This window comes from Streptomyces sp. NPDC060205 (assembly GCF_042728395.1).
GTDB lineage: Bacteria > Actinomycetota > Actinomycetes > Streptomycetales > Streptomycetaceae > Streptomyces.
In genome coordinates, this window is sequence record NZ_JBHWZP010000116.1 from 1 (window position 1) to 25,394 (window position 25,394).

The 25,394-nt window shown below is 72.2% G+C and carries 20 protein-coding genes; 13 read left to right on the top strand and 7 right to left on the bottom strand.

What is annotated here, in order from left to right:
- Positions 1-154 precede the first annotated feature (154 nt).
- The 5 genes from ACFWGJ_RS21265 to ACFWGJ_RS21285 all read right to left on the bottom strand — a co-directional run bounded on the left by ACFWGJ_RS21265 (position 155) and on the right by ACFWGJ_RS21285 (position 8,154).
- A complete protein-coding gene (locus tag ACFWGJ_RS21265) occupies positions 155-2,938 on the bottom strand; it encodes an NACHT domain-containing protein (RefSeq protein ID WP_387326766.1) in 2,784 nt (927 codons plus the stop codon).
- A 70-nt stretch (positions 2,939-3,008) separates the two neighbouring features.
- Entirely contained in the window at positions 3,009-4,250 is a 1,242-nt protein-coding gene (gene mtnK, locus ACFWGJ_RS21270; protein ID WP_387326769.1) for an S-methyl-5-thioribose kinase, read from the bottom strand.
- A 17-nt stretch (positions 4,251-4,267) separates the two neighbouring features.
- Positions 4,268-5,314, bottom strand: a complete 1,047-nt coding sequence (locus ACFWGJ_RS21275) for an ABC transporter permease (RefSeq protein ID WP_387326772.1) — start codon at positions 5,312-5,314, stop codon at positions 4,268-4,270.
- Between the two features lie 94 nt (positions 5,315-5,408).
- On the bottom strand, positions 5,409-7,025 hold the full coding sequence (locus ACFWGJ_RS21280; protein ID WP_387326775.1) for a sugar ABC transporter ATP-binding protein: 1,617 nt from the start codon (positions 7,023-7,025) through the stop codon (positions 5,409-5,411).
- Positions 7,012-8,154 (bottom strand): substrate-binding domain-containing protein, encoded by a 1,143-nt coding sequence (locus ACFWGJ_RS21285; RefSeq protein WP_387326777.1) that lies wholly within the window; start codon positions 8,152-8,154, stop codon positions 7,012-7,014. Before ACFWGJ_RS21285 ends, ACFWGJ_RS21280 begins: the two co-directional genes overlap by 14 nt.
- Before the next feature lie 559 nt (positions 8,155-8,713).
- Here ACFWGJ_RS21285 and ACFWGJ_RS21290 point away from each other — a divergent pair.
- Genes ACFWGJ_RS21290 through mtnB form a run of 3 tightly spaced genes read left to right on the top strand, consistent with a single transcriptional unit; the run spans position 8,714 to position 10,682 of the window.
- Positions 8,714-9,313: an acireductone dioxygenase gene (locus tag ACFWGJ_RS21290; protein WP_387326780.1), complete on the top strand. Its 600-nt coding sequence runs from the start codon at positions 8,714-8,716 to the stop codon at positions 9,311-9,313.
- Between the two features lie 2 nt (positions 9,314-9,315).
- Positions 9,316-10,071, top strand: a complete 756-nt coding sequence (mtnC, locus tag ACFWGJ_RS21295; protein ID WP_387326820.1) for an acireductone synthase — start codon at positions 9,316-9,318, stop codon at positions 10,069-10,071.
- Complete coding sequence (gene mtnB, locus ACFWGJ_RS21300; protein WP_387326783.1) at positions 10,068-10,682, top strand: methylthioribulose 1-phosphate dehydratase; 615 nt, start codon at positions 10,068-10,070, stop codon at positions 10,680-10,682. Before mtnC ends, mtnB begins: the two co-directional genes overlap by 4 nt.
- Before the next feature lie 527 nt (positions 10,683-11,209).
- On the opposite strand, the gene mtnA is transcribed toward mtnB, so the two are convergent.
- A complete protein-coding gene (gene mtnA, locus ACFWGJ_RS21305; RefSeq protein WP_387326786.1) occupies positions 11,210-12,241 on the bottom strand; it encodes an S-methyl-5-thioribose-1-phosphate isomerase in 1,032 nt (343 codons plus the stop codon).
- A gap of 330 nt (positions 12,242-12,571) precedes the next feature.
- Here mtnA and ACFWGJ_RS21310 point away from each other — a divergent pair, with 330 nt between their 5' ends.
- The 8 genes from ACFWGJ_RS21310 (at position 12,572) to ACFWGJ_RS21345 (ending at position 21,464) form a co-directional block, all read left to right on the top strand.
- Positions 12,572-13,642 (top strand): BMP family ABC transporter substrate-binding protein, encoded by a 1,071-nt coding sequence (locus tag ACFWGJ_RS21310; RefSeq protein ID WP_387326789.1) that lies wholly within the window; start codon positions 12,572-12,574, stop codon positions 13,640-13,642.
- Positions 13,623-15,242 (top strand): ABC transporter ATP-binding protein, encoded by a 1,620-nt coding sequence (locus ACFWGJ_RS21315; protein WP_387326792.1) that lies wholly within the window; start codon positions 13,623-13,625, stop codon positions 15,240-15,242. Before ACFWGJ_RS21310 ends, ACFWGJ_RS21315 begins: the two co-directional genes overlap by 20 nt.
- 1 nt (position 15,243) lies before the next feature.
- The gene (locus ACFWGJ_RS21320) at positions 15,244-16,416 is read left to right on the top strand and encodes an ABC transporter permease (RefSeq protein WP_387326795.1); all 1,173 of its coding nucleotides are present in this window, start codon (positions 15,244-15,246) and stop codon (positions 16,414-16,416) included.
- On the top strand, positions 16,416-17,303 hold the full coding sequence (locus ACFWGJ_RS21325) for an ABC transporter permease (protein WP_387326798.1): 888 nt from the start codon (positions 16,416-16,418) through the stop codon (positions 17,301-17,303). The genes ACFWGJ_RS21320 and ACFWGJ_RS21325 overlap by 1 nt, the downstream gene beginning before the upstream one ends.
- Positions 17,300-18,073, top strand: a complete 774-nt coding sequence (locus ACFWGJ_RS21330) for a nucleoside phosphorylase (RefSeq protein WP_387326801.1) — start codon at positions 17,300-17,302, stop codon at positions 18,071-18,073. Before ACFWGJ_RS21325 ends, ACFWGJ_RS21330 begins: the two co-directional genes overlap by 4 nt.
- The gene (locus ACFWGJ_RS21335; protein WP_387326804.1) at positions 18,070-19,416 is read left to right on the top strand and encodes an amidohydrolase; all 1,347 of its coding nucleotides are present in this window, start codon (positions 18,070-18,072) and stop codon (positions 19,414-19,416) included. The genes ACFWGJ_RS21330 and ACFWGJ_RS21335 overlap by 4 nt, the downstream gene beginning before the upstream one ends.
- A 94-nt stretch (positions 19,417-19,510) precedes the next feature.
- Positions 19,511-20,182: a FadR/GntR family transcriptional regulator gene (locus ACFWGJ_RS21340; RefSeq protein WP_384809440.1), complete on the top strand. Its 672-nt coding sequence runs from the start codon at positions 19,511-19,513 to the stop codon at positions 20,180-20,182.
- A 163-nt stretch (positions 20,183-20,345) separates the two neighbouring features.
- Entirely contained in the window at positions 20,346-21,464 is a 1,119-nt protein-coding gene (locus tag ACFWGJ_RS21345) for a PAC2 family protein (protein ID WP_387326808.1), read from the top strand.
- Positions 21,465-21,530: 66 nt separating this feature from the next.
- Here the strand turns inward: ACFWGJ_RS21345 and ACFWGJ_RS21350 are convergent, their stop codons facing one another.
- On the bottom strand, positions 21,531-22,484 hold the full coding sequence (locus tag ACFWGJ_RS21350; protein WP_387326811.1) for a superoxide dismutase: 954 nt from the start codon (positions 22,482-22,484) through the stop codon (positions 21,531-21,533).
- Positions 22,485-22,838: 354 nt separating this feature from the next.
- Between ACFWGJ_RS21350 and ACFWGJ_RS21355 the strand changes: the two genes are divergently transcribed.
- Together ACFWGJ_RS21355 and ACFWGJ_RS21360 are read left to right on the top strand one after the other, a co-directional pair.
- Entirely contained in the window at positions 22,839-24,587 is a 1,749-nt protein-coding gene (locus tag ACFWGJ_RS21355; RefSeq protein ID WP_387326814.1) for a S8 family peptidase, read from the top strand.
- Between the two features lie 122 nt (positions 24,588-24,709).
- A complete protein-coding gene (locus ACFWGJ_RS21360) occupies positions 24,710-25,321 on the top strand; it encodes a hypothetical protein (protein ID WP_387326818.1) in 612 nt (203 codons plus the stop codon).
- Positions 25,322-25,394: the final 73 nt, after the last annotated feature.

The window sequence follows — 25,394 nt, forward strand, 5'->3', positions numbered from 1 at the left end:
ACCCAGGGGCGCGGGGAACTGCGCAGTCTTTTGCCTTTGCCTTTAGGGGCGCGGGGAACTGCGCGGCCAACCCCCAACCGGCCCGCGGGCGGACGTCGTCCTCAGGGGCGCGGGGAACTGCGCGGCCGGTCACAGACGGGGCGCAGCGGGGTGCTCACGGCTGCCAGCGGCCGCCCGACAGGCGGGCGAGCGCGTCGGTGAGATCCGGCGGCATGGCCTCGCGCACGTGCAGCGCCATCACCAGGAACCACCCGTCCCGCCCCCGGAACATCCGCGGCGGCTCCGCCGCACCCGGCCGCAACCGTACGTGCGGCCCGTACACCCGCTGGTTGCGCCCCCGGACGTACACCTGCCGGACGCGGACGGCGAGCACGTCCTGCCAGGCGTACGCCGCACGATGCCGCCCCTTCGACGCGGTGATCCCCCAGTGGTCGATCCGCAGGGTCAGACGCATCTTCGGCAGCAGGAGCGCGGCCACGTTGACGAACAGGGCGAAGCCGGGCCAGAACAGCACGCTGGTCCAGCCCATCGCGTTGTCCCAGTTGCCGGTCGCGGCCATGCGCACCGCCGCCAGCACCATGAACAGACCGCACAGCGGCCAGTGCCCGAGCGGCAGGCGCCGGTCACGCGCGTCGACGACGTACTCGTGGTCGTTGGACACGACGGTGTAGCCGGGCAGTTCGTGCAGCGGCGGCGGGTGGTCGAGGAACCCGGAGAGCCGGGGCGTCGGCACGGCGGGATGCGTCGTCCGCGGCTCCGGCCGGTGCGGACGGAGCGGCTGGGGTCCGGTCACCGTGAACGGCTGCCTCGGGCCGGCCACGGTGGAGGCGGCCGGGAGCGGGGCCGCCGGGAGCACGGCGGCCGGACGTCCCGCCAGATGTTCCTGCAGTCTCAGATGCCGGAACCGGTACGTGCCGCCGTACCGCTGGAGCAGTCCCCCGCCGTACGCGTCCCGCAGGAACTCCATGAGGGACCACGGCACCCGGCCGAGTACGGCGAGCCATGCCTTGGAGACCACCCACAGGCACCAGGGGCTGACGGCGACCAGGACGATCACCGCGCCCGTCATGCCCTTGGCGAAGGCGACCCAGAAGTCGACGGTGCCGTGCCCGGTCAGCAGACTGTGCGCCGCGGAGCCCAGGCCGATCAGCGGGGCGACCACGCCGAGGGTGAGCAGGCCCGCGCGGCGCTCGCCCGCCAGGAGTTCGTCCGGGGTCGCCGCGTCGACCGTGTCGGCGGGCGCGGCGATCACGAGCATCACGAGCGCGGGCAGGATGAAGCCGAGGACGGCCTGCGCCGTGAACGCCTCGCTGTGGTACATGCCCTGGGCCGTGAGCAGGAAGAACGCGGCGGGCACCACGAGGATGGCGAGCGAGGTCAGGGCGCGCCGCACGGAGGCCCCCCGGGTCGCGGAGCGCAGCGCGGCACCGGCCTTGAAGGGGTTGGCCCTGCGGCGCGGTTCCCAGAAGCGGTCGCCGTACCACTGGAGCGTGGTCAGCTGGATGCCGGTGGCCATGACGGCGGCGCCGAAGAGGTAGTTGCGGTCGAACAGGTCGATGTTCAGTTGCGGCGACTCGCTGTAGGTGTCCTCCACGCGGGTCACCACGGCCATCATCGACTCGGCGAGCACGACGCACAGGGCCACCAGGGTCGGTATCGCGAGCAGCCGTGCCGCCCTGGCCCGGTTCAGCCGCCACCAGGCGAACTCGCCGGTGCGGTGGCGTTCCAGCTCGCGGGCGAGGAACGCGAGCCAGCCCCGGGCGCGGGTGGGGTTCCACTGGCCCGGCGCGTGCAGCCGCTCGCTGTCGTGGGCGCGGGGTGCGAAGGCGGCCGGGATCACCGTGTCCATCAGGTGGCTCTCGACGGCCTCCCGGGTGGGCAGCCGGGCGCGGTCGGCGAGGCGGCCCGGGTCGGTGTGGGCCGGCCGGTGGGCGCGCCGGGCGAGCCAGATCATCAGCGGCGTGGAGAGGGCCTGGCCGAGGGGCCCTTCGGGGTGGTCGGCGAGTTCGTCGAGGACCGGGCCCCACTGTTCGTGCCGGGCCCGGTCGGCCGTCCGCAGCAGATGGACTGCGGCGTCGCGCGGGCTCACCGGCAGGGCCTCGATGTCCGAGGCACCCACGACCCTGACGTCGAGCGACCGGTACTCCTGGGTCCGGGAGGCCAGGACGAAGCCCAACTCCCTCGGTACGGCGTTCAGTTCGCGGACCACGGCGGCCCTGCGGTGGTCGGGCAGTTCGTCGAGGCCGTCGAGTACGGGCAGGACGCGGCCGTCGCGTACGAGGCGGCGGGCGGGATGCGCGCCGGCCACCCGGGGCAGCCCGGGGTGGTCCTCGGTGAGCCGGGCGACCAGCCAGTCGCGCAGGCCCACGCTCTCCGCGTCCCACGACTCCAGGGAGAGGAGCAGCGGGACGGGTACGCCCCGGTCGCCGGGCACGCGGCGGGTCACATCGCCCAGGTGGCGGGTGGCGAGCAGGACGACGGTCATGGCGAGCAGGGTCGACTTGCCGGAGCCGGGGCCGCCGAGCACGAGGAGGCGTCGCGTGTCCAGGCCGAGCAGGGTGTCCGCGACGGCGCCGAGCCGGTCACTGCGTGCGGGCCGTGGCGCGATGGCGTCCACGGCCGACGCTGTGCCGCCGGCCGGGGCCGTGCTGTCGGTGGGGGCCGTGGCTCCCCAGCGGGCGAGCCAGCGCACGGCGAGCGGGCCCTCGATGTCGCCGAGTTCCCAGGCGGCCACCTCCGCCGACCACTGGGCGCGTACGGAGCGGGCCAGTTCCTCGGCCGCGGTGTCGACGGGCTCGCGCGGCGGCGGCAGGTTGACGACCAGGTCGCCCTGGATCCAGCCGGCCTGGACGAGGTACTCGATCGTGCTGTCGCGCACGATGTTGCGCACCTCGGACGGTGGTCTCCACTCGTCCTGTCCGCCCCGTAGCGTTTCCATGAGCAGATTGTCACCGTGCGCATGCTGTCCGTCCTGCGAACTCACAGCATCGGCACACGTGTTGGCTCGTTCACACCTGCGATGCCCTGAAGCTGCCGCTGCTGCCGGTGCTGCTGTCCCTGCTGACGGTGTTCTCGGTGGTGTTCCCGGTGTTCTGGACGTCTTCGACGTCCTCCGGGCGGTGCAACTCCGTCCGGCGGAGGATGAGTTGCCGTCCGAGCCGGAGGGTGGCGCGGGAGGCGGGGACCGGGTCGGGCAGGGTCGTCAGGTCGGTGAGGTGGGCGAAGCCGATGATCCGGCGGACGATCTCGGTGCCCGCGAAGCCGACCGCGTCGGTCCACACGCGGCGCAGGAAGCGGTCGAGGTAGGCGTCGTCGAAGAAGGTGTCGACGCGGGTCGGCCACAGGCGGCGGAACTCGGACTCGAACCCTTCCCAGCACAGGCGCAGTTGGGCGGCGTGGTCGGTGACCGTGCCGAGAGCCCGGGCCCGGGCGGCGGCGACGAGGACGTTGGCCCAGTACAGGCCGAGGTCGTAGCCGATCGGGCCGACGAAGGAGAACTCGGGGTCGAAGACCCGGATCACGGGAGTGCCGTCGCGTTCGCCGACCATCACGCTGCCGGTGTGCAGGTCACCGTGGAGCAGGGCCTGCGCGGACGTCATGAAGGTGTGGCGGAGGTCGGCGACCTCGGTGCGCAGCCGGGTGTCGGCGCGGAACTCGGCGGCCAGGTCGTCGAGTTCGGGGAGCCAGTGGTTGTGCTCGTGCTCGATGTAGGGCTCGGAGAGGACGACATCCTCGGTGATCTTGCACAGCTCAGGGCTGACGGAGGCGGCGAGCAGCGCCTTGCGTTCGGCGGACGGCATGCCGAAGTCGCTGGTGGCGAAGGTGAGCTGGGCGACGAACTCGCCGATCCTGCGTGAGGTGTCCGGGCCGTAGGAGGCACCCTCGTTGAGGACCGTGCGCAGGACCTTCAGGTCGGACATGTCCTCCATGACGAGGGCGTGGTGGCCGGGGTCGTAGCCGTGGATCGCCGGGATCTTGTCGGGGGCGACCCTGGCGACCTGCTCGTACGCGCGGGCCTCGGCGTCGGCGCGTTCGGGGCTCATCGGCCAGGAGGGGCCCGCGACCCGCACCCAGGGCAGGGCCTGCTTGACGGCGAGGCCGCGGGTGCCGGCGCCGTTCGAGGCGAGGAACACGCGGTTCATGTTGCCGTCGGAGACCTCGCGGACCTGGATGTCCGCCAGGTCGTCCCAGTGGCCGCGCTCGCGCAGGTACGCGGGCACGTCCTCGGTCTCCAGGATGCGGTAGCCCATGAGAACTGTGAACTCCCTTATGCGGTGCGGCGCTTGGACAGGGTGAAGCTGAAGATCAGGGCGAGGATGAGGACCGCGCCCTCGACGACGTCCTGCGTGTAGTACGGCAGGCCCTTGATGGTCAGACCGGTCGTGATGATGCCGATCAGGACGGCGCCCAGGGCGGTGCCCCAGACGTTCGGGCGGCCCCGGCCGAGGACGGAGGTGCCGACCAGGGCGACGGCCACCGCCTCCAGGAGCTGGGAGGTGCCCGCCGAGACGTCCCCCTGGCCGATACGGGAGGCCAGGATGAGGCCGCCGATGGAGGCGAGGACGCCGGACAGGACGTACGCCAGGGCCCGGTAGGCGCCGACCCGGATGCCGGCCAGCCGGGAGGCTTCCGGGTTCGCGCCGATCGCGTACAGGACGCGGCCCCAGCGGGTGCGGGCGAGGAACACCCAGGCGACGACCGTGAGCGCGCCGAAGATCAGCACCGAGACGGGGATGCCGAGGACCGTGCCGCGGTCGATGCGCAGAAAGCCCTCGGTGAACTTCCCCGGCGCGGTGGAGCCGTCCGCCTGGGTCATGCCGGGGGTGATGGACTGGCCGTCGACCAGGACGAGTTTGGTGCCCTGGATCACGAACATGGTGCCGAGGGTGGCCAGCATGTCGGGGATCTTGAGGACCACGATCAGCAGGGCGTTGAGCAGCCCGGCCAGCGCGCCCGCCGCGATCACGGCGAGGATCGCCACGAGTCCGACCTGGTTGTACGAGACCATCGTCTTCGCGGCGACCGTGACGCCGAGCCCCGCGACGGCGCCGACCGACATGTCGATGCCGCCCACCGCCATGGTGAGGGTGACGCCCAGGCCGAGGATCGCGGCGACGGACACGTACCGGAGGGTGTCCAGGAGTGTCGCGGAGTCGCGGAAGGACGGCTCGCTGAGCGCGAAGTACGCGAAGAGCGTGACGGTGACGAAGATGAAGCCGTACTTGATGACGGCGCTCTGGATCCGCAGGGCCGGGGAGGTCGCGGGCGGCAGGGCCGCCTTGGTCGGCACCTCGGTGCTCTGGGTGGTGGTCATGTCGTACTTCCCCGTGTTCCCCGTGTGCCCGGTGTTTGCGGTGTTCCCGGTATGGGTTCGTGAGTGGCCGGTATGGCTTCGTGGGTGGCCGGCATCAGACGGACGCCGAGATGGTCCGGATGACGCGGTCGCGCTCCGCGTCCTCGCCGTACGCGTCCAGGTGGATCTCGCCCGCGGCCAGGACGACGACCCGGTCGGCGACCTCCAGGACCTCGTCCACGTCGGCGGACAGGACGAGGACCGCGGCGCCCTCGGCGGCCAGGGCGCGGGCTCGGCGGCCGATGTCACGACGGGCACCGATGTCTACCCCTCGGAACGGCTCGTCCAGGATGAGGACACGGGGTGTCTCGGCGAGCCAGCGGCCGACGACGATCTTCTGCTGGTTGCCGCCGGACAGCTCCTCCACCGTGCTGTGCTCGTCGCGGGCGACGACACCGAGCTGCTCGATGGTGTCGCGGCCGAGGGCGTTCTCCCTGCGCCGGTTCACGAGCCCGGCCGTGGACAGGGAGCGCAGGAACGGCAGGGAGACGTTCTGGGCCAGCGACCAGCCGGGGACCAGCGCGTCGGCGTGCCGGTCCTCGGGGACCAGGTGCACACCCCGGCGGATCGCGTCGGCGGGGCGGCGCGGCGCGTAGGGCCTGCCGTCCAGTTCGACGGTTCCGGTCGCGAACGGCTCCGCGCCGAAGAGGCCGCGGGCCAGTTCGGTCTTGCCCGCGCCCAGGAGACCGACCACGCCGGTGACTTCGCCCGCTCTGAGGTCGAGGTCCTGGGGGGTGTGGCCGGGGAGCAGCGGTACGCCCTTGAGTGAGACGGCGATCTCACCGGAGCCGGAGCCGGAGCCTGACCCTGCCCCGGAGCCGGACCCCGTGCCCGCATCGGCGCCCGGGGCCTGCTTGGCGTCCGCCGGGCGGGCCGTCTGCGCGCCCTGGGCCTGGGCGAGCATGGCGCGCAGGGCGCGGTCCCAGTCGAAGGGCTTGGCCTGGTCCTCGGTGAGACGGCCGTCCCGCAGGACGACCAGCCGGTCCGCGAGCGCGTCGATCTCGCCGAGGCGGTGGGAGACGTACAGGACGGCGATGCCGTCGTCCCGCATCCGCTCGACGAGTGCGAACAGGCGCTCGGCCTCGGCGGCGGAGAGCGCGGAGGTCGGCTCGTCGAGGACGAGGAGGCGGGGGCTGGTCGCGAGGGCGCGGGCCAGGATGAGCAGCTGCCGGTCGGAGAGGCCGAGTTCGGTGACGTCCCGCCTGAGGACCTGGTCGCTCCAGCCGAGGTCGAGCGCCGACTGGATCTCCCGGGCGCGGGCCAGCAGCCTGCGTCCGTCGAGGAACGGGTTGCCGCGACGCTGGGCCAGCTCTTCGAAGACGAGGTTCTCGGCGACGGTGAGGCCGGGGACGATCCCCTCGCCGATGCGCTGGTGCACGGTCTGGATGCCCAGCTGGCGCGCGGCGAGCGGGGACCGGAGTGCGGCGCTCTCGCCGTTCACCTCGACCTGGCCGCTGTGGTCGGTGTGCACCCCGGAGAGGATCTTGATCAGGGTGGACTTGCCCGCGCCGTTGGCGCCGAGCAGCGCGACGACGCTGCCGGGCGCGATGTCCAGTGAGACGGACTCCAGGACCGTCTTCCCGCCGAAGGCCATACCGACGCCGCGCAGGCTCACCGCGGCGGGCGGGGCGGACGGGGCGGGCCCACGGGTGCCGGTGTCAGTGGGCGACATTGGGGATCCAGTCGGCCGTGCTGACCTTGGCGAGGTTCAGCGCGGGCAGCGCCTCGCGCAGCTGGTCCATGTTCGCGATGTTCTTGCTCTTCAGGAAGGACTGGGTGATCGCGACGGCCGGGAACTCGACCGAGGTCTTGTTCAGCTGCCCGGCCAGTTCCAGGGCCGCGGTCCGTACGACGGCGGCGCCGACCGCCGAGGGGTCGGTGCCCGCGGTGGCCACCCAGGGGCTGCCCTTGGCGGTCATGTTCTGGATGTCGGCGTTGGAGACGTCCGCGCCGAAGACCTTCACCTTGCCCTGGAGCTTCTTGTTCTGGACGGCGAGGACGGTGCCCTTGGCGAGTTCGTCGTAGGGGGCGAAGACGCCCGCCACGTCCGGGTGCTGGGTGAGCGCGGCGCTGACCAGGGGCACGTTGTCGGTGGCCGTGGAGTCGGTGACCTTGCCGACCTTGAACGCCTGCTTCCAGCCGTTGGCGTCGGCCGTCTTCTTCCAGACGCTGTCGCGCTTGTCGAGGGCCGCGTACCCGGCGACGTTGACGTAGCCGACCTTGGCGTCCTTGCCGAGTTCGTCGCCCATCACGTCGAGGACGGCCTGGGCCATGCTGGCGTCGTCCTGCTTGGTGCTGACGACCGACTTGTTCGTGGTCTCCACGTCGTAGACGACGACCTTGATGCCCTTCTTCACCGCCTTGTCGATCTCCGGCTGGATCGTGGCGGGGAAACCGTGGTCGACGATGATCGTCTTCGCGCCGGAGTTGATGGCCGAGGAGAGGTCGGTGGCCTGCTTGGCGTTGTCCGCCTGGGCGTCGTACACCGTCAGGTCGATGCCGAGTGCCTTGGCCTGGGCCTTGGCCCCGTTGCCCCACTGCTCGAAGTAGTCGCCGGCGCCGCTCTGCCGGACCAGCGCGACCTTGACCTTGCCGTCGCTGAACGGCGCGGGCTTCTTCCCGGTGGCGGTCGCGGCCGGGGCGGCGCTGTCGCCTGCCTTCTCCGAGGCGTCCGACGACTGCGAGCAGCCGGCGACCAGGAGGGCACAGGCGGAGGCCAGGGAGAGCGCGGCGAACGGCAGACGCGTACGGGACGGGCGGGTACGGGACAGACGGGTACGAGGCAGGCGGGTACGGGGCATGACGGCTCCAGGGGCGGTGCGCGGAAGGGGAGAAGAGGGCGTGCGGAGTGCGGGGGTGCCGGTCCGGAGCGCCGGGCGGGGGCCGATTCAGGCCAGGGCCGCGGGCGGGTCAGCGACAGCGGGCTGTGGTCGACCGGAGCAAGTCCACGTACAGCCGCCGCACGAGCAGCAGCGTCTTCATACGCAGATGATGAGAACGTTTCCAGCCAGCCGTCAAAGTTTTGGGACCGCATTCTCAGTGGTTGAGACAACAACTTCGTCACACTCGGCCGACCGCCGGTCGGGAGTTACGATCTCGGGACCGGCACCCGACCCGGGACAGTGAGGTCTCCAATGGCGACACCAGGCGCGACAGCGACACACCGCTGTACCGGCGCGGTGTGTCGCGGCTGATCACGGGTCCGGATCCCGATGTCGGGATCCCCTGCACGAGCCGTCGCCCGCCGCGCGGCCCGAGGCGCCCGCGATCGGGCCGGTCCGGCTGCCTGTCCAGTATCCGGACGGCCGGACGGACGCCCACCGCCCTCCACCGTCCCTTCCCACTCCTGGAGTTGCTCTCATGACCCTGCTGACCACGTGGCCCGAGTCCGGACCCGAGACGACGGTGCGCCGCACCTCCGAGCCCGCCGAGATCGCCGCCGCGCTCGCTCCGCTCGGGGTGCGCTACGAGCAGTGGCCGGTCCGCGAGGACGTTCCCGCGGACGCCGACACCGAGACCGTCTTCGCCGCGTACGGCCCGGAGATCGACAAGCTGAACGCCGAGGAGGGCTTCACCACGGTCGATGTCCTCGGGCTGCACCCGAGCGACGACCCGGAGTTCCCGGCGAAGGCGAAGGCCGCGCGGGAGAAGTTCCTCCAGGAGCACACGCACGACGACGATGACGAGGTCCGGTTCTTCGTCGCGGGCTCCGGGATCTTCTACCTCCACGTGAACGGCGAGGTGCACGCCGTGTTCTGCGAGAAGGGCGACCTGCTGGGCGTGCCGCGCGGCACGACGCACTGGTTCGACATGGGGACCTCGCCGGCGTTCACCGCGATCCGCTTCTTCCACGAGGAGGACGGCTGGATCGGCAGCTTCACCGGCTCCACGATCGCCGGCCGCTTCCCCGACTACGACACCATCGCGGCGGGGTACGAGCAGGACCGGGCCGCGGCGTGAGCCTGCGGCCGTCGTTCGACGTGGACGCCGTGGTGCTCGACATCGAGGGCACCACGAGCGCCACCGGTTTCGTCGTCGACGTGCTCTACCCCTACTCGCGCTCCCGGTTCGGGGCGCTGCTGGCGGAGCGGGGCGACGATCCGGAGGTACGGCGGGCGATCGCCCAGGTGCGTGAGCTGCTGGGCGAACCCGACGCCGACTCCGTACGGGTCGAGAAGGCGCTGAACGAGTGGCTCGACGGGGATGTGAAGGCGACGCCCCTGAAGACCCTTCAGGGCCTCATCTGGTCCGAGGGGTTCGCCCGGGGCGACCTCGTCTCGCACTTCTACGACGACGTGGTGCCGGTGCTGCGGCGGTGGCACCTGGCCGGCGTACGGCTGCACGTGTACTCGTCCGGGTCCGTGGCCGCGCAGCGCGCGTGGTTCGCGAGCAGCCCCGACGGTGATCTGCTGCCGCTCGTCGACGGGCTGTACGACACAGAGAACGCGGGGCCCAAGCAGGAGCCGGAGTCGTACCGGCGGATCGCCGCGGCGACCGGTACGGAGGCCGGGCGCCTCCTCTTCCTGTCCGACCGGCCGGGCGAGCTGGACGCGGCCGTCGCGGCGGGGTGGCACGCCGTGGGGATCAGGCGGGCCGGGGAGCCGTACTACGAGCAGGGCGTCGGTGACCACGCGCAGGCGGGGTCGTTCGACGAGATCGAGATCATCGGCGGCACCGGTGGCGGTGCCGTCGCCAGTACTTCAGGGAGCACCACGTGAGCACGGACGTCAGCACGCTGGAACTGGAGGAGGCGGGGGCCGTCCTCGCGGCCGAGTCCGCCCGTTTCGCGTCCTTCGGCTGGATGCGTGGTACCTCCGGGAACCTGTCCGTGGTGCTCTCCCGCGATCCGCTGCGGCTCGCGGTGACGGCGAGCGGTCACGACAAGGGTGAACTGACCCCTGCGGACGTCGTACTGGTCGACGGTGAGGGCTCCGCGGTGAGCGGCGGCAAGCCGTCCGCCGAGGCGGCGCTGCATGCGCGGGTGGCGGCGCTGACCGGGGCGGGTGCGGTGGTGCATGTGCACACGGTGGCGTCCGTCGCGCTGGGGCGGCGGTCGCCCGGCGGGATCGTGCTGTCCGATCTGGAGATGCTGAAGGGGGTCGGGGTGCCGGCGCATGACGTGGAGGTCACGCTGCCCGTCATCGCCAACAGTCAGGACATGACGGTGCTCGGGGACCGGCTGGAGGGTGCGCGGGATTCGCGGATGCCGGCGGTTGTCGTGGCGGGCCACGGTTTGTATGTGTGGGGGGACTCGCCTCGGCAGGCACGGCATCACACCGAGGTGGTGGAGTGGCTGCTGGAACTCGAACTCACGGGTACGCGCGGCTGAGGGGGGCTTTGTCCGGCTGCGGCTGGGTGGGGGCTGGCCGCGCAGTTCCCCGCGCCCCTTCACTGCCGAGGTCGCTCGCCGGCTGCGGGTCGGTGGGGGTGGGCCGCGCCGTTCCCCGCGCCCCTTCATCGCCGAGGTCGCTCGCCGGCTGCGAGCCGGTGGGGGTGGGCCGCGCCGTTCCCCGCGCCCCTTTGGGGCCCAGGTCGCCCGTCGGCTGCGGGTCGGTGGGGGTGGGCCGCGCCGTTCCTCGCGCCCCTTTGGGGCGTTGGGGTGTGCGTCCGCCTGCAGCGCTTGCGGGGCACTGGTTGTTGTAGGTCCACTGCGGGTCCGGTTCCCCGCGCCCCTAAAGGCAAAAGCTGGGGCGCAGCCCCGCTTTTGAGGGGCGCGGGGAACTGCGCGACAAGCCCCCACCGGACCCGCAGCCGACAACAGGCCCAAGCCGACGCCCCGCCAGGGGCGCGGTCCCCGCCGGGCCGCAGGCGCGTGTGGGCCGCGGCCGCAGACGGCGCCCCGTCTGGGAGAGCGGTCTACCTGAGCCGGGCTCCAGGTAGCTCCCCCGCCGAGACCTCCAGTACGCCCCGCTCCGTGACCAGCCCCGTCACCAGGCGGCCAGGCGTGACGTCGAACGCCGGATTGTGGCCGCGGGAGCCGGCGGGGGCCGTGCGGATGCCCGACCACTCCAGGACCTCGGACTCGTCCCGCAGTTCGATGTGGATGTCGGCCCCCGTGGCCGTCGCCACATCGACCGTCGTCGTGGGCGCGGCCACCAGGAACGGCACCCCCGCATCCGCGCACGCCAGTGCGACCCCCACCGTGCCGACCTTGTTCGCCGTGTCCCCGTTCGCCGCGATCCGGTCGGCCCCGACGATCGCCGCGTCCACCTCGCCGCGCAGGATCGTCCCGGCCGCCGCCCCGTCCGCCTGGACGAAGTGCGGGATGCCCTCCTGGACCAGTTCCCAGGCGGTGAGGCGCGAGCCCTGCAGCAGGGGGCGCGTCTCGTCGGCGTACACCACCTCAAGGGCTCCCCTGGCGTGCAGTTCGCGGATGACGCCGAGCGCCGTGCCCCACCCGGCCGTGGCGAGCGCCCCGGTGTTGCAGTGGGTCAGCACGCGCAGCGGCCGGTCCACGCCGACGCGCTTGAGCAGCCAGTCCGCCCCGAACGCGCCCATCGCCCGGTTCGCCGCCACGTCCTCGCGCTGGACGGCCGCCGCCTCCGCGAGCACCGCGTCGAGGCCGTCGTCGAAGCGGGTCAGCACCCGGTCGACGCACACCATCAGGTTCACCGCGGTGGGTCGGGCTTCGCGGATGCGCGCGACGGCCGTGAGGACCTGTTCGCGCGACCATCCCTCGCGCTCGCCCTGGAGCATCGCGAGCGCCACCCCGTACGCGCCGGCCGCCCCGATCGCGGGCGCCCCGCGGACGACGAGCCGCCGGATCGCGTCCACCAGGCCGTCCACGTCACGGATGTGACGGGTCTCGGTGCGCTGCGGGAGGACGGTCTGGTCGATGAGCGCGAGGCTGTTTCCGGTCCAGTCGACAGCGCGCAGTTCCTGGGGCATAGCGGGGCACTCCTGAAGTTCCGAAGATGCGCGACACCGTACATGACCTCGAAGAACCACAGTTCGAGACAGATGAGCGGGTGTCCGGAAACCGGTGTTAGAGTCCAGCACCCGCAGCCCTGAGGGCCGATGTGTTGGAGGACGTGTGCTGCTGACGATGCGCCGCTTCCTCGACCACGGCCGCTGTGCAAGCGACGGCTGTCGACGCTGACCGCCGAGACACCGGCTCCGTTCCGGTGTCCCCCCGTGCCACCCCTGGTTCCACCTCACCTCTCAGCGTTTGTGCTTGAGCGCGCACCGCCGCACGCACCTTCACGGAAGGCCGGTCCCATGCCTCGTACCCGTATCCGTAGACCCCGCTCGCTGCGGCTCGCCGCCGTCGCCTCCGGCAGCGTGCTGCTGGCCGTGGCCGCGACCGGCTGCAACGCCGCCGCGAAGGACGACGGTTCCTCGGCCGGTGCCAAGGGCGACGGCACGTCGTTCACGCTGGTGACGCCGGACGCGGTGGGCCAGAACCAGTTCCTGAAGCTGGCGGTCGACGGGGTGAAGGCGGCGGCGAAGGCGCACGACGGGACGCAGAAGGTCTACCAGTCCACCGACGGCGCCTCGCAGCAGCAGAACGTGCAGGCCGCGGTCGACGCCGCGCCCGACGTCGTCGTGCTGGTCGGTTTCGAGTTCGCCGACGTGGTCGCGCAGCAGGCCGAGGCGCACCCGAAGCAGCAGTTCCTGATGGTCGACGCCTGCACGGAGAAGACGTTCAAGAACGTGAGCTGCGCCGTCTTCCGTGAGCACGAGGGTGTCTACCTGGCGGGTGCGGAGGCCGGGCTGCTCAGCGAGAACGGCAAGGTCGGCGCGGTCGTCGTACTCGACACCGGCCAGTTCCGGCGCTACAGCGACCCGTTCGCGGCCGGCGCGGAGAAGGCCGCCCCGAAGGCGTCCGCGAGCACCCGCTTCGTCGGCGGGCAGTCGCCGTTCGACGACTCGGCGCGCGCCAAGGAGCAGGCGAACTCGCTGCTCGCCAAGGGCACCGACCAGATCATGGCGGCAGCCGCGGCAGGCAACTACGGCGTCTTCGAGGCGGCCAAGGCGAAGAAGGCGTACGCGTACGGCGTGGACGTCAACCAGTGCACGGCCGCTCCCGGCACCGTCGTCGACAACGTGATCAAGAAGACCGATGTCGCCGTGCAGGAGGGCATCGAGCAGGTCCTGGCCGGCAAGGCGGGCAAGACCGTCTCGTACGGCCTCAAGGAGGGCGGCATCAGCCTGACCGGCCTTGAGGACGGTGTGGACGCGTCGAAGTGCGTGATCGCCGACCACAAGGACGTGCTGAAGAAGGTCGAGGCGCTGCGCGACCAGATCGTGTCCGGAGAGCTGACGGTCGATGACCCGGCCGCCAAGTGACATACCGGCGGCGGGCGGCGGCGCGGACTCCCGAGCACTGACGCCCGCGGCCGGGCCGGCACCCGCCGCCGGACTGCCCCCGGCCGTCGAACTGCGCGGCATCACCAAGCGTTTCCCCGGCACCCTCGCCAACGACGCGGTCGATCTGACGGTCCGGCGCGGTGAGATCCACGCGCTGATGGGCGAGAACGGCGCGGGCAAGTCGACGCTGATGTCCGTCCTGTACGGGATGGAGCGGCCGGACGCGGGCTCGATCCGTATCGACGGCGCCGAGGTGTCCTTCGGGAGCCCGGGTGCCGCGATGGCCGCCGGGCTCGGCATGGTCCACCAGAGTTTCAAGCTGTTCGACTCACTGACGGTCGCCGAGAACGTCGTCTACCGGGCCGAGCCGCGCCGCTTCGGCCTGGTGGACCGGGCCGCGGCCCGGCGCCGGGTCCGTGAACTGGGCGCCGAGCACGGTCTCGTCGTCGATCCGGACGCCCGGGTCGGGGACCTGCCGGTGGGGCTGCGCCAGCGCGTGGAGATCCTGAAGCTGCTGCACCGCGGCGCCCGTACGCTCATCCTCGACGAGCCGACGGCGGTGCTGACACCCGCCGAGGCCGACGCGCTGTTCGTGGTGCTCAGGTCGCTGACGGCCCGCGGCCGGACGGTGATCCTTGTCACCCACAAGCTGCGTGAGGTGCTGGAGGGCAGCGACAACGTCACGGTGCTGCGGGACGGCCGGGTCGTCGCCCGGCTGCGTACCGCCGACACGAGCGGCGCGGGGATCGCGGCGGCGATGACCGGCCGCGACGTCGAACTGGACCGCGTCCATCCGGCGGGCACGCCCGGTGACGTGGTGCTGGCCGTCGACGGGCTGAGCACGGCGGGCGTGCACGACGTCGGGCTGTCGGTGCGGGCCGGCGAGATCGTCGGCATCGCGGGCGTCGCGGGCAACGGGCAGAGCGAACTGGTCGAGGCGCTCGCCGGGCTGCGGCCCGCCACCGCCGGACGGGTCGCGCTGCGGAGCGAGGACATCACGCACGCCTCGGCCACCGAGCGGCGCGCGAAGGGCCTCGCGTACGTCCCGGAGGACCGGCACGCGGTCGGCACCGCGCCCGCGGCGTCCGTCGCGGACAACCTCGCGATGGGCCACCACCGCACCTCGCTGTCCTCACGGCACGGTCTGCTGCCGCCCTCGGCGGTGCGCTCCCACGCGCGCGAGCTCGTCGGCCGCTTCGGCATCAAGGCGTCCACACCGGACGTGCCGGCCTCCGCGCTGTCCGGCGGGAACCTGCAGAAGCTGCTGATCGGCCGCGAGCTGGCCCACGGCGCACCGCTGCTGCTGGTCGAGCAGCCCACGCGCGGCGTGGACATCGGTGCGATCCAGGCCATCCACGACGAGCTGATCGCCTACCGCGACGCGGGCCACGCCGTCCTCCTCGTCTCCGCCGAGCTGAGCGAGATCCGCGGCCTCGCCGACCGGATCCTGGTGATGTACGAGGGCCGGGTGACGGCCTCGTACGACAGGTCGGACGCGGACGAGGCGACGCTGGGCCTGGCCATGGCGGGCGGCGCCGCCGCTCCCTGGGCCGACACCCCTGACCCGGACGGAGACTGACATGGCCTCGGCCCCGGACCTGACCCCTGACAAGGGGGCGGCCCGTGACAAGGGAGCGGCCCGTAGCAAGGGGGCGGCCCGTCTGAAGGGGGCGGTGCGCTCCCCCGTCACCTTCTCGGTCGTCGCCGGGCTCGTCATCGGTGCCCTGTTCCTGGTGGGCACCGGCGCCGATCCGTTCGCCGCGTACGGGGCGGTCGTCACCGGCTCGCTGGGGGCCGACGGGATCGGGGCGACGCTCACCACCGGTACGAGTGTGCTGGGCATGGCCCTCGCGCTGGCGATCCCGTTGCGCGCCGGGCTCATCAACCTGGGCGGGGACGGGCAGATGGTGCTCGGCGGGATCGCCGCCGCGGTCACCGGCCTGTACTCGCCGCTGCCGGCGCCGCTCACCGTCGTCGCGGCGCTGCTCGCCGGGATCCTGGCGGGCGCCGCGTACGCCGCGCTGGCCGCGCTGTGCGAGAACCGCTTCGGGGTGCCGCTGCTGGTGAGCAGTCTGCTGCTGAGCTATCCGGCGACCTCGCTCGCCTCCTACCTGGTGCGCTATCCGCTGAAGGAGCCGGGCTCCAGCCTGCCGCAGACGCGGCGGCTCCCACAGGGCGTGGCGCTGCCCGCCTTCGGCGCCTCGACCGTGACGGCCGGACTGGTGCTGGTCGTCGTGGCGGCGGGGGCGTACTGGTTCGCGGACCGGCGCACGGCCGTCGGGTACGAGATCCGGATGACCGGCCTCAACGCGCGCTTCGCCGCGTACGCGGGCGTGGAGCGCAAGGGGCTCACGCTGCGGCTGGTGGCGACCTCGGGTGCGCTGGCCGGACTGGTCGGCGCGATCGGGGTGCTGAGCTTCCCCTACCGCTTCCTCGACGGATCGCTGACCGCCCCCGGCTACACCTGGACGGGCCTCACGGCGGCGCTGCTCGCCGCGGCGGCTCCGCTGGGCACGGTGGTGGCAGCGTTCTTCTTCGCCGTCCTCCAAGTCGGCGGACTGTCCATGGAGCGCACGACCGAGGTGCCGCGTGAGCTGACGCAGGTGCTGCAGGCCATCGTCATCGTGTTCCTCGCGGCGCGGCTGCGCTTCCCGCGGCTGCGGGGCCGAAAGTCCCGACAGCCCCGGGACCAGGACCCCGCCGATCCGGCGCCCACCGCCAAGGAACCCGCCTCCCAGGGGGAGTTCGCCTGATGTTCTTCGACTCCGATCTCCTCATGTCGGCGCTGCGCGCGCTGACGCCGATCCTGCTGGCCGCGCTCGGCGGCGCCCTGTGCGAGCGGGCGGGCGTCTTCAACATCGGCCTTGAGGGCATGATGCTGATGGGCTGCTTCACGGCGGTCGCCACCAGCTGGTTCACCGGCAGCCCCTGGCTCGGTGTGCTGGCCGCCACGCTGGCGTCCGCCGCGTACTCGCTGATCCTCGCCGTCGGTGCGGTCACCCTGCGCGGTGACGCGGTCGTGCTCGGTATCGCCATGAACCTCCTGGCCGTGGGCCTGACCGGTTTCCTGCTGCGTACGATCTTCGGTGTGCAGGGCACTTTTGACGACCCGTCACTGGCCGGGCTGCCGTTGGTCGGCGGTTTCTCGCCGCTCGCGTATCTGGCGTGGGCGGCGGTCGGGGTGACCGCGCTGCTGCTGTCCCGGCATGTGTGGGGACTGCGGCTGCGCGGGGTCGGCGAGGCACCTGAGGCCGCCGCCACGCTCGGGGTGAGCCCGACGCGCTACAAGTACGCGGCGGTGCTGGTGTCCGGTGTGCTGTGCGGGCTGGCCGGGGCGCAACTCGCCCTGGGGAACGTCACGTTGTTCTCCGAGAACATGACGGCGGGCCGTGGCTGGATCGCGGTGGTGGCCGTCATGCTCGGCCGCGCCCTGCCGTTCGGTGTGCTGCTCGCGGCGCTGCTCTTCGGTCTCGCCGAGGCCGCGGGCTTCCGGCTGCAGGGTCTCGGCATGCCGCAGCAGGCCACCGACGCCGCCCCGTACGTCGTCACGCTCGTCGCCCTCTTCCTCAGTACGGCGCAGCGCCGCCGCCGCGCCGCCCGTACCCGCATGACCACGCGTACGACTGGAGTCACCTCATGACGCAGGAACAGCCCCCGCAGGATCTCGCCCCCGTCACCCGCATACCCCGCACCGGGCTGCCCGCCCGGGCCGTCGTCGTCGGGGATCCGGCGCGCGCCGCGATCGTCGCCGCGCTGCTGGACGGGGCCGAGGAGGTCTCGTACCACCGCGAATACCGTGCATTCACAGGGACTTGGAAGGGTGTGCCGGTCGTCGTCGCTTCCCACGGGGTGGGTGCGCCGGGGGCGATCCTGCTCTTCCAGGAGCTGGCGGACGCGGGCGTGTCCACCTTCGTGCGGTTCGGTACGGCGGGTGCGATGCGGCCCGGGATCCAGGACGGCGACCTGGTCATCGCGGAGGCGGCGGTACGCGACGACGGGGTGACCCAGCAGTTGCTGCCGCCCGAGTACCCGGCGGTGGCCACCCCGGAGGCGGTGCTCGCGCTCCAGCTGGCGGCACGTGAGCAGGGCGCTCCGCACCACCGGGGCCTGGTGTGGACGCGGGCCGCGTTCCAGCCGGGGCTCATACCCCTGTTCTCGTACGAGGGGGCGGGGCTCGCGGCCATCGAGATGGAGCTGTCCGCGCTGTATGTGACGGCCTCCCTGCGCGGGCTGACCGCGGGCGGGGTGCTCGTGATCGACGGCGCGAACGCGGACGAGCTGGTCGACGAGGCCGGTACCGGCGGCTACAACCCGCACCGCGAGATCGTCGCGGCGGGGGTGGAGCGCGGCTCGGTGGTCGCGCTGGAGGCCCTGCGTCTGCTGGCCGAGGCCGAGGAGCGCGCGCTGTGACCGTCCCCTCCCCACGCCCCGCGACCGGCGCCGCCACCGCAGATCTGCTGGTGCACGGCGGTGACGTGCTGACCGTCGACGAAGCCGGCACGATCGTGCCCGACGGGGCCGTGGCCGTCCGCGACGGCGAGATCGTCGAGGTGGGCCCGGCCGAGGACCTGCGCGCGCGGTACGCCGACGCCGAGAGCCTCGACGCGAGCGGCTGTCTGGTGCTCCCGGGCCTGGTCAACGCGCACACCCATCTGGCGATGACGCTGCTGCGGGGCCGCGCCGACGACGTGACGCTCCAGGGCTTCCTTGAGCGGGTGATCCGCTGGGAGAGCGAGCTGCTGTCGCCGGAGAACGTCGCGACGGCGATCCGGGTCGCGATCGCGGAGAGCGTCCGGGCCGGGGTGACCTCGGCACTCGACATGTACTGGTTCCACGAGGCCGCCGAGCAGGTCGCGCGCGAGGCGGGCTGGCGGCTGCACACGGGCCCCACCTTCATGGACGTACCGGATCCGGCCGACGGGATCGCGTACGAGGACCGGCTGGCGTGGGCCCGCCGCGACCTGGCGGGCCGTACGCCGCGGCCCGGTACGCGTCCTGTCCTGTTCGCGCACTCCGCCTACACCCTCTCCCCCGAGCAGCTGACCGAGATCGCGGCGCTGGCACGGGAGTTCGGCGCGCTGCTGCACATCCACGCGGCGGAGAACGCCACCGAGGTCGCCACCGTCGAGGTGCGGTACGGCAAACGGCCCGTCGAACTGCTCGACTCGCTCGGACTGCTCGGCCCCGATCTGCTGCTGGCCCACACCGTGGACCTCACCGGCGCCGAGATCGCGGCGCTGGCCCGTACCGGCACGTCGGTCGCGCACTGTCCGGTGTCCAACCTCAAACTGGGCTGCGGCATCGCCCCCGTGCCGCGGCTGCTGAGCGCGGGCGTGACGGTCGGCCTCGGCACGGACGGCGCGGTCAGCTCCAACACCCTGGACATGCTGCGCTCGCTGGGTCTCGCCGCCCTGGTGCACAAGGCCGACGGGGACCCGACCGCCGTCGGCGCCGAACAGGCCGTCCGCATGGCCACGATCGAGGGCGCCCGCGCGCTGGGACTGGACGCCCGGCTGGGTTCGCTGGAGGCCGGCAAGCGCGCCGACCTGATCGTCCTCGACCTAACCGGCCCGCATCTGGCGCCCCGCCACGACCCTTGGTCGACGCTCGCGTACGCGGCCCGCGCCGACGACGTACGGGACACGGTCGTCGACGGACGGGTCCTGATGCGCGGCCGTACGCTCACCACGCTCGACGAGGGCGCGGCGCTCGCGGAGCTGACGGCTCTCGTGTCACGGTCCGACCTCGCGTGAGCCGCATAATGAGACATCGGATGTAAGACGGATGCAAGACAGAGGCAAGTCATCGGGTGTCCGCGTGACAGCCTGAGTGACGGGGAGGCCTGCCATGGCAGTCACCGACGAGGCGATCGAGAAGATCAAGGGGATGATCGTCTCCGGCGCACTGCGCCCCGGCGACCGGCTGCCGAAGGAGAGCGAGCTCGCCGCCGATCTGGGTCTGTCCCGCAACTCCCTGCGCGAGGCGGTGCGTGCCCTGTCCCTGATCCGCATCCTGGACGTGCGGCAGGGCGACGGCACGTACGTCACGAGCCTCGACCCGCAGCTCCTCCTTGAGGCGCTGAGTTTCGTCGTGGACTTCCACCGCGACGACACGGTCCTGGAGTTCCTCGCGGTACGCCGCATCCTGGAGCCGGCCGCGACGGCGATGGCGGCGCAGCGGATCAGCGAACAGCAACTGGACGCGCTCACCGCCCAGTTGGACGCCCTGGGTGCCGGGCCCTCGGTGGAGGAACTGGTCGCCTGCGACCTGGAGTTCCACCGGGGCATCGTGCAGAGCTCGGGCAACTCCGTGCTCTGCTCCCTCCTCGACGGGCTCTCGGGACCCACCACCCGGGCCAGGATCTGGCGAGGCCTGACCCAGGAGGACGCGGTCAGCCGCACCCTGCACGAACACCGCGCGATCCTCGGCGCCCTGCGCGACCGGGACGCGGAGGCGGCCCGTTCCTGGGCGACCGTGCACATCGCGAGCGTGGAGCAGTGGCTGCGCTCGACACTGTGAGCGATCCCGGCAGGATCACGACAGCTCGGATGACTGCGGGGTGTTCGGAGCCGTTGAACGGGGCAGTGATCCGGCACTCCCCCATGCGAGGGGGCTGCGGACGCCCTGTGCACAAGCCGTAAGGTTGGGGCGTACGTGAGGGTACGTCGGAAGGAGGCGCTGAGTGATCGAGCTCGACGGGGTTCCCGAGCTGGTCGACCCGGTCATGGTGGCCGCGTTCGAGGGCTGGAACGACGCCGGCGACGCCGCCTCCACCGCGGTCGCGCATCTGGACAGCGAGTGGAAGGGCGAGGTGTTCGCGGCGCTCGACGCCGAGGACTACTACGACTTCCAGGTCAACCGGCCGACGGTGTGGCTGGACGGCGGTGTACGCAAGATCACCTGGCCGACGACAAGGTTGTCAGTGGTCCGGGTCGGCGGCGACAAACCGCGGGACCTGGTGCTGGTACGGGGCATCGAACCGTCGATGCGCTGGCGCTCCTTCTGCAACGAGCTGCTCGGCTTCGCCCATGAGCTGGGCGTGGAGCTGGTGGTGATCCTCGGCGCGCTGCTGGGTGACACTCCGCACACGCGTCCGGTGCCAGTCAGCGGTGTCACCTCCGACCCGGACCTGGCCCGCACGATGGACCTGGAGGAGACCAAGTACGAGGGCCCGACGGGCATCGTCGGCATCCTCCAGGAGGCGTGCACGCACGCGGGCGTACCGGCGGTGTCGCTGTGGGCGGCCGTGCCGCACTACGTCTCGCAGCCCCCGAACCCGAAGGCGACGCTGGCCCTCCTGAACCGCCTGGAGGACCTCATCGACCTGCGGATCCCGCTGGGCGAACTGCCGGAGGACGCCCGCGCCTGGCAGGTGGGCGTGGACCAGCTGGCCGCGGAGGACAGCGAGGTCGCCGAGTACGTGCAGACGCTGGAGGAGGCGCGGGACACCGCTGAGCTGCCGGAGGCGTCGGGCGAGGCGATCGCCCGCGAGTTCGAGCGCTATCTGCGCAGACGGGACGGGAGCGGGCCGGGTGCGGCGCCGGGCAGTCATGCCACGGAGAGCGGCGATCCCGCCACGTACCTCCGGGACACTCCGGGCGGCCGTCCGAAGCCGCTGCGGCCGCAGCGGCCGGAGACGACGGACGGTCCCGCTGGTCCCGCCGATGACGCCGCCGACGCCACGGGGGACGCCGGGGGCACCACCGGGGCCGAGGCAGACTCCGGTTCCGGCTCCGGTTCCGCCGGGGAGGCGCCGGGCACGGCGGACTCCAAGGAGCCGCCGGAGTCCTCGGAGGACTGACCTGACGAAGGGGCGGTGCGCTGCGGCGCACCGCCCCTTCGCACGTCACCTGTCACGCGCAGGGCGTCACACCTGGGGTACCGCCACCGCGTCGTAGTCCGTGGTCGGCGTCGGTTCGACGTCGAAGCGCGCGTTCGGGAGGTACAGGCGGTCTCCCCACGCCGCGGCCGTGGTCGGGACGCGGAAGCGCGGGTCGGTGATCCGGGTGAGCGCCCGCCCCCTCGTCCCGGCGGCGTTCAGCCGGAACACGTCGATGGCGTTCTGCTGCTGCTGAACGACGTAGAGGGTCCGGCCGAGGAGCAGCAGCCCGTCCCCGTTGGGCAGTCGGGCGCCGCCGAGGTCCACGGCGCTCGCGGCCCCGGTGGCCGGTTCCACCCGCATGAGCGTGCCCCCGCCGACGAAGACGTTCACCACCAGGAGCGCGCTGCCGTCCGGGGTGCGCTCGATGCCGTTGGCGGTGAAGTCCGGGCCCTGCTGCCAGTCGCCGCTCAGGGGCACGGTGGTGACCGCTCCGGGCCGGCCGTGCCTGCCGAGCGCCAGCCGGTAGAGCCGGGGCGCGAACGAGTCGGTGAACCAGGCCGCGCGCGGAGTGAGGATCACGTCGTTCACGAACGAGCCGCCGACGGCGTACGTCCGCTCGATCCGCCCCGTGCGGGAGTCGACGGTCCGCAGATCACCGCCGGCCCCGCCGCTGACGAACAGCCGGCCGTGTCCGTCGATCTTCAGGCCCACGCTGGGGTGTCCGGCGCCGGGGCCCCGGCTGATGACGGAGCCCCGCCCGGTGGCGAGGCTCGCGCGGTACACCGAGCCGTCGGCGAGCGATCCGAAGTACGCGTACGGGGTCGAGCCGATGGCGATGCCCTCCGGCTGGAAGCCGGCCGGCAGCGGAAAACGGTCGGGCCAGGCCTTCTCGCGCGTTTCGGCCGCGTGCGCCGGGCCGCCCAGGAGTGTCGCGCCGCCGACGGCGGCGGCCGTGGTGAGAAGTCTTCGACGTGCGAAGGAACGGTCTGCGAGTGCCACGGTGCGTCCTTCCACGAGGGGGCCGACGCGCTGCCGGCCCTACGGTCAACAGACGCTGTCACCCCATCACATGACACCCGCCTCCGCAGCCTTTGGCCGGATTGTGGCGTGACATCGGTTTCCGGACGAATTGCACACGGTACCCAATTCAATTTGTTTCCAAACGCAGTTGGCGAACTCGGGGGTGGACGAGTCGGCCCGGGAGGAGCAGGGTGTGCCCGGAGGACACAAACGGAGGAAACAGCACCGAAACAGTTCGCCGCCGAACGAAGGGGCGAACGGCAGGGCGAACGACAACTGGACGGCGACACCGACAACTTGAGCACCTGCACGGACCGAAGGGAGCGGCACGCGATGACCGACCAGGTACAGCCGGAGCAGGGCCCGGGAGCGTCCGGACCGGGACCCGACGGAGCGGGATTCAACTATCGGGGAGCCGAGCAGGAGCTGATCGTCGTCGCTCGGCCCGAGCCCCGACTGCGCGCCGGGGCCCAGGGGGTCCGTTCGGCGGCCGGCGCCGATGTGTCGGCACTCTCCATGTTCCTCAGTGACGAACAGCTGGCGCTGGAGCCGCTGTTCGGCAGCGAGGAACGGCTCCGGTCGGCAGTGCAGCCGCCTGCCGACGGCGCCGAGACACTGCCCGACCTCGGCTTGTTCTACCGGGTACGGGGCGGCGAGGAACGGGCCCAGGAGCTGCGTTCACGGATCGCCGCGCTGCCGGAGATCGCCACGGCGTACGTGAAACCGGCCGCCGTACCGGCCTCCGTGGGGTCCGTCGGCCAGAGCGCCGACGAGACCAGGCGGCACAAGGAGGGCGCCCCCGTCACCCCCGACTTCACCAGCCGCCAGGGCTATCTGCGCCCCGCGCCCGAGGGCGTGGACGCCTACTGGGCCTGGCAGCGGCCCGGCGGGTCCGGCCAGGGCGTCACCGTGATCGACGTGGAGGGGGCCTGGCAGCTGGGACACGAGGACCTCGCGGCGAAACTCGCGGGCGTCGTGGTGGGCACCCCGATCCAGGACCTGGCCTGGCGCAACCACGGCACCGCCGTGATCGGGGTGATCGGCGGCGACCGCAACGAGTACGGGATCACCGGCATCGCGCCGGACAGCGTGACCGCGGCCGCGTCCTTCCACGGCATCGGCACGGCGGCGGCGATCCACGCGGCGGCCGACCGCCTCGGCCCCGGCGACATCATCCTCATCGAACTGCACCGCCCGGGACCGCGGTTCGACTACCAGCAGCGCGACGACCAGCGCGGCTACATCCCCGTCGAGTGGTGGCCCGACGACTTCGCGGCCATCCGGTACGCGACCGCCCGGGGCATCATCGTGGTGGAGGCCGCGGGCAACGGCGGCGAGTCGCTGGACGACGCGGTATACGAACGCCGCCCCGACGAATTCCCCGAGTGGTGGCGCAACCCCTTCAACCCCTCCCACCAGTCCTCCGGCGCGATCCTCGTCGGCGCGGGCGCCCCGCCGCCCGGCACCCACGGCCGCGACCACGGCCCGGACCGCTCGCGGCTCGCGTTCTCCAACTACGGGGCACGGGTGGACGCGCAGGGCTGGGGCCGCGAGGTCACCACGACCGGCGGCTTCTGGGACCGGCCCGGCGATCTGCAGGGCGGTGCCGAGGAGATCGCCTGGTTCACGGACACCTTCTCCGGGACGTCCTCCGCCTCCCCGGTGGTGGTCGGCGCCCTGGCCGCGCTGCAGGGCATGCTCAGGGCGGCCGGCCAGGAGTCGATGACCCCGGAGAAGGCACGCAAGGTGCTGCGGGCCACCGGTTCCCCGCAGCAGGACGCGCCGGGCCGGCCCGCGTCACAGCGGATCGGCAACCGGCCGGACATCAAGGCGGCGGTGGCCCATCTGCTGCCGGGGGCGGTCGGTTCGGGCCAGGCCGAACGGTACTGGGACGAACTGGTGCCCTATCCGCGTGAACTCCCGCCCAGGCTCCGGCTCTACGTGGCCGGCGGCTGGCGGAGCCTGCACAACCCGTCCCCCGAGATCCGCCAGTCGGTGCAGGCCGCCTTCGCCGGTGGCCGCCCCGACGTACGGGTCTGGTTCTCGGACGACGAGATCGTCGGCCTGGTCGTCACGGGCTGACCCGACCGGTCGGCTGTCGGGCCTTCGGTCCACATCCGATGAGCGGTCGCCACGACCGGTCATCACCCGTCAACCATCAACGCCCAACCATCGCCCAACCATTGAGGGAAGGTGGCACCCGCATGAGCACCACCCCGCAGATGAGCCAGCAGGGACAGCAGGGACAGCAGGGCTACGGCCAGCAGGGGTTCGGCCAGCAGGGCCAGCAGCAGGGCCCGAGCACGGCTCCCCCGCAGCAGGGTCAGCAGCAGGGCTACGGCCAGCAGCAGTTCGGACCCCAGCAGTTCGGCCAGCAGCAGCCGTTCGGGCAGCAGCAGGGCTACGGGCAGCAGCAGCCGTTCGGCCAGCAGCAGGGCATGGGCCAGCAGGTCCCCCAGCATCTGCAGCAGCAGCTCCAGCAGCTGGGCCAGCAGCAGCCGTTCCAGCAGCTGCTCCAGCAACTCGGCGGGCAGCAGCAGCAACAGCAGCAGGGCCAGCCACTGGTCATGCGCAGCGCCGTCGAGGCCGCCGCGCTGACGAGCGGTGTCGCCGAGCACTTCTGGGACGTCGTGACCCCGCTGCCGGGCCAGCCGTCGATCCTCTACCTGTACATCAACCAGGGCTGGCGTCCGCTGGTGAACCCGAACCAGGTGACGCACGACGAGGTCCAGGAGGCCTTCGCCTTCGGCCAGCAGGTCATCGGGATCTACGACTCCTCGACGAACACCATCCAGGCCGTGATCGTGAACAAGTAGCGGCCTGACGGACGGACCACCGCACGCGTGACGCGCGGTGGAGCGCACAGAGGGCGCCGGACGGGCGAGAACC

Coding starts and splice junctions, on each gene's coding strand:
- ACFWGJ_RS21340 (WP_384809440.1), top strand. CDS start 19,511: ATGGCAGTCACCGACGAGGCGATCGAGAAGATCAAGGGGATGATCGTC.
- mtnK (WP_387326769.1), bottom strand. CDS start 4,250: ATGGGCTACCGCATCCTGGAGACCGAGGACGTGCCCGCGTACCTGCGC.
- ACFWGJ_RS21275 (WP_387326772.1), bottom strand. CDS start 5,314: ATGACCACCACCCAGAGCACCGAGGTGCCGACCAAGGCGGCCCTGCCG.
- ACFWGJ_RS21360 (WP_387326818.1), top strand. CDS start 24,710: ATGAGCACCACCCCGCAGATGAGCCAGCAGGGACAGCAGGGACAGCAG.
- ACFWGJ_RS21285 (WP_387326777.1), bottom strand. CDS start 8,154: ATGCCCCGTACCCGCCTGCCTCGTACCCGTCTGTCCCGTACCCGCCCG.
- ACFWGJ_RS21320 (WP_387326795.1), top strand. CDS start 15,244: ATGGCCTCGGCCCCGGACCTGACCCCTGACAAGGGGGCGGCCCGTGAC.
- ACFWGJ_RS21280 (WP_387326775.1), bottom strand. CDS start 7,025: ATGTCGCCCACTGACACCGGCACCCGTGGGCCCGCCCCGTCCGCCCCG.
- ACFWGJ_RS21325 (WP_387326798.1), top strand. CDS start 16,416: ATGTTCTTCGACTCCGATCTCCTCATGTCGGCGCTGCGCGCGCTGACG.
- ACFWGJ_RS21290 (WP_387326780.1), top strand. CDS start 8,714: ATGACCCTGCTGACCACGTGGCCCGAGTCCGGACCCGAGACGACGGTG.
- mtnA (WP_387326786.1), bottom strand. CDS start 12,241: ATGCCCCAGGAACTGCGCGCTGTCGACTGGACCGGAAACAGCCTCGCG.
- ACFWGJ_RS21265 (WP_387326766.1), bottom strand. CDS start 2,938: ATGGAAACGCTACGGGGCGGACAGGACGAGTGGAGACCACCGTCCGAG.
- ACFWGJ_RS21310 (WP_387326789.1), top strand. CDS start 12,572: ATGCCTCGTACCCGTATCCGTAGACCCCGCTCGCTGCGGCTCGCCGCC.
- ACFWGJ_RS21315 (WP_387326792.1), top strand. CDS start 13,623: ATGACCCGGCCGCCAAGTGACATACCGGCGGCGGGCGGCGGCGCGGAC.
- ACFWGJ_RS21355 (WP_387326814.1), top strand. CDS start 22,839: ATGACCGACCAGGTACAGCCGGAGCAGGGCCCGGGAGCGTCCGGACCG.
- ACFWGJ_RS21330 (WP_387326801.1), top strand. CDS start 17,300: ATGACGCAGGAACAGCCCCCGCAGGATCTCGCCCCCGTCACCCGCATA.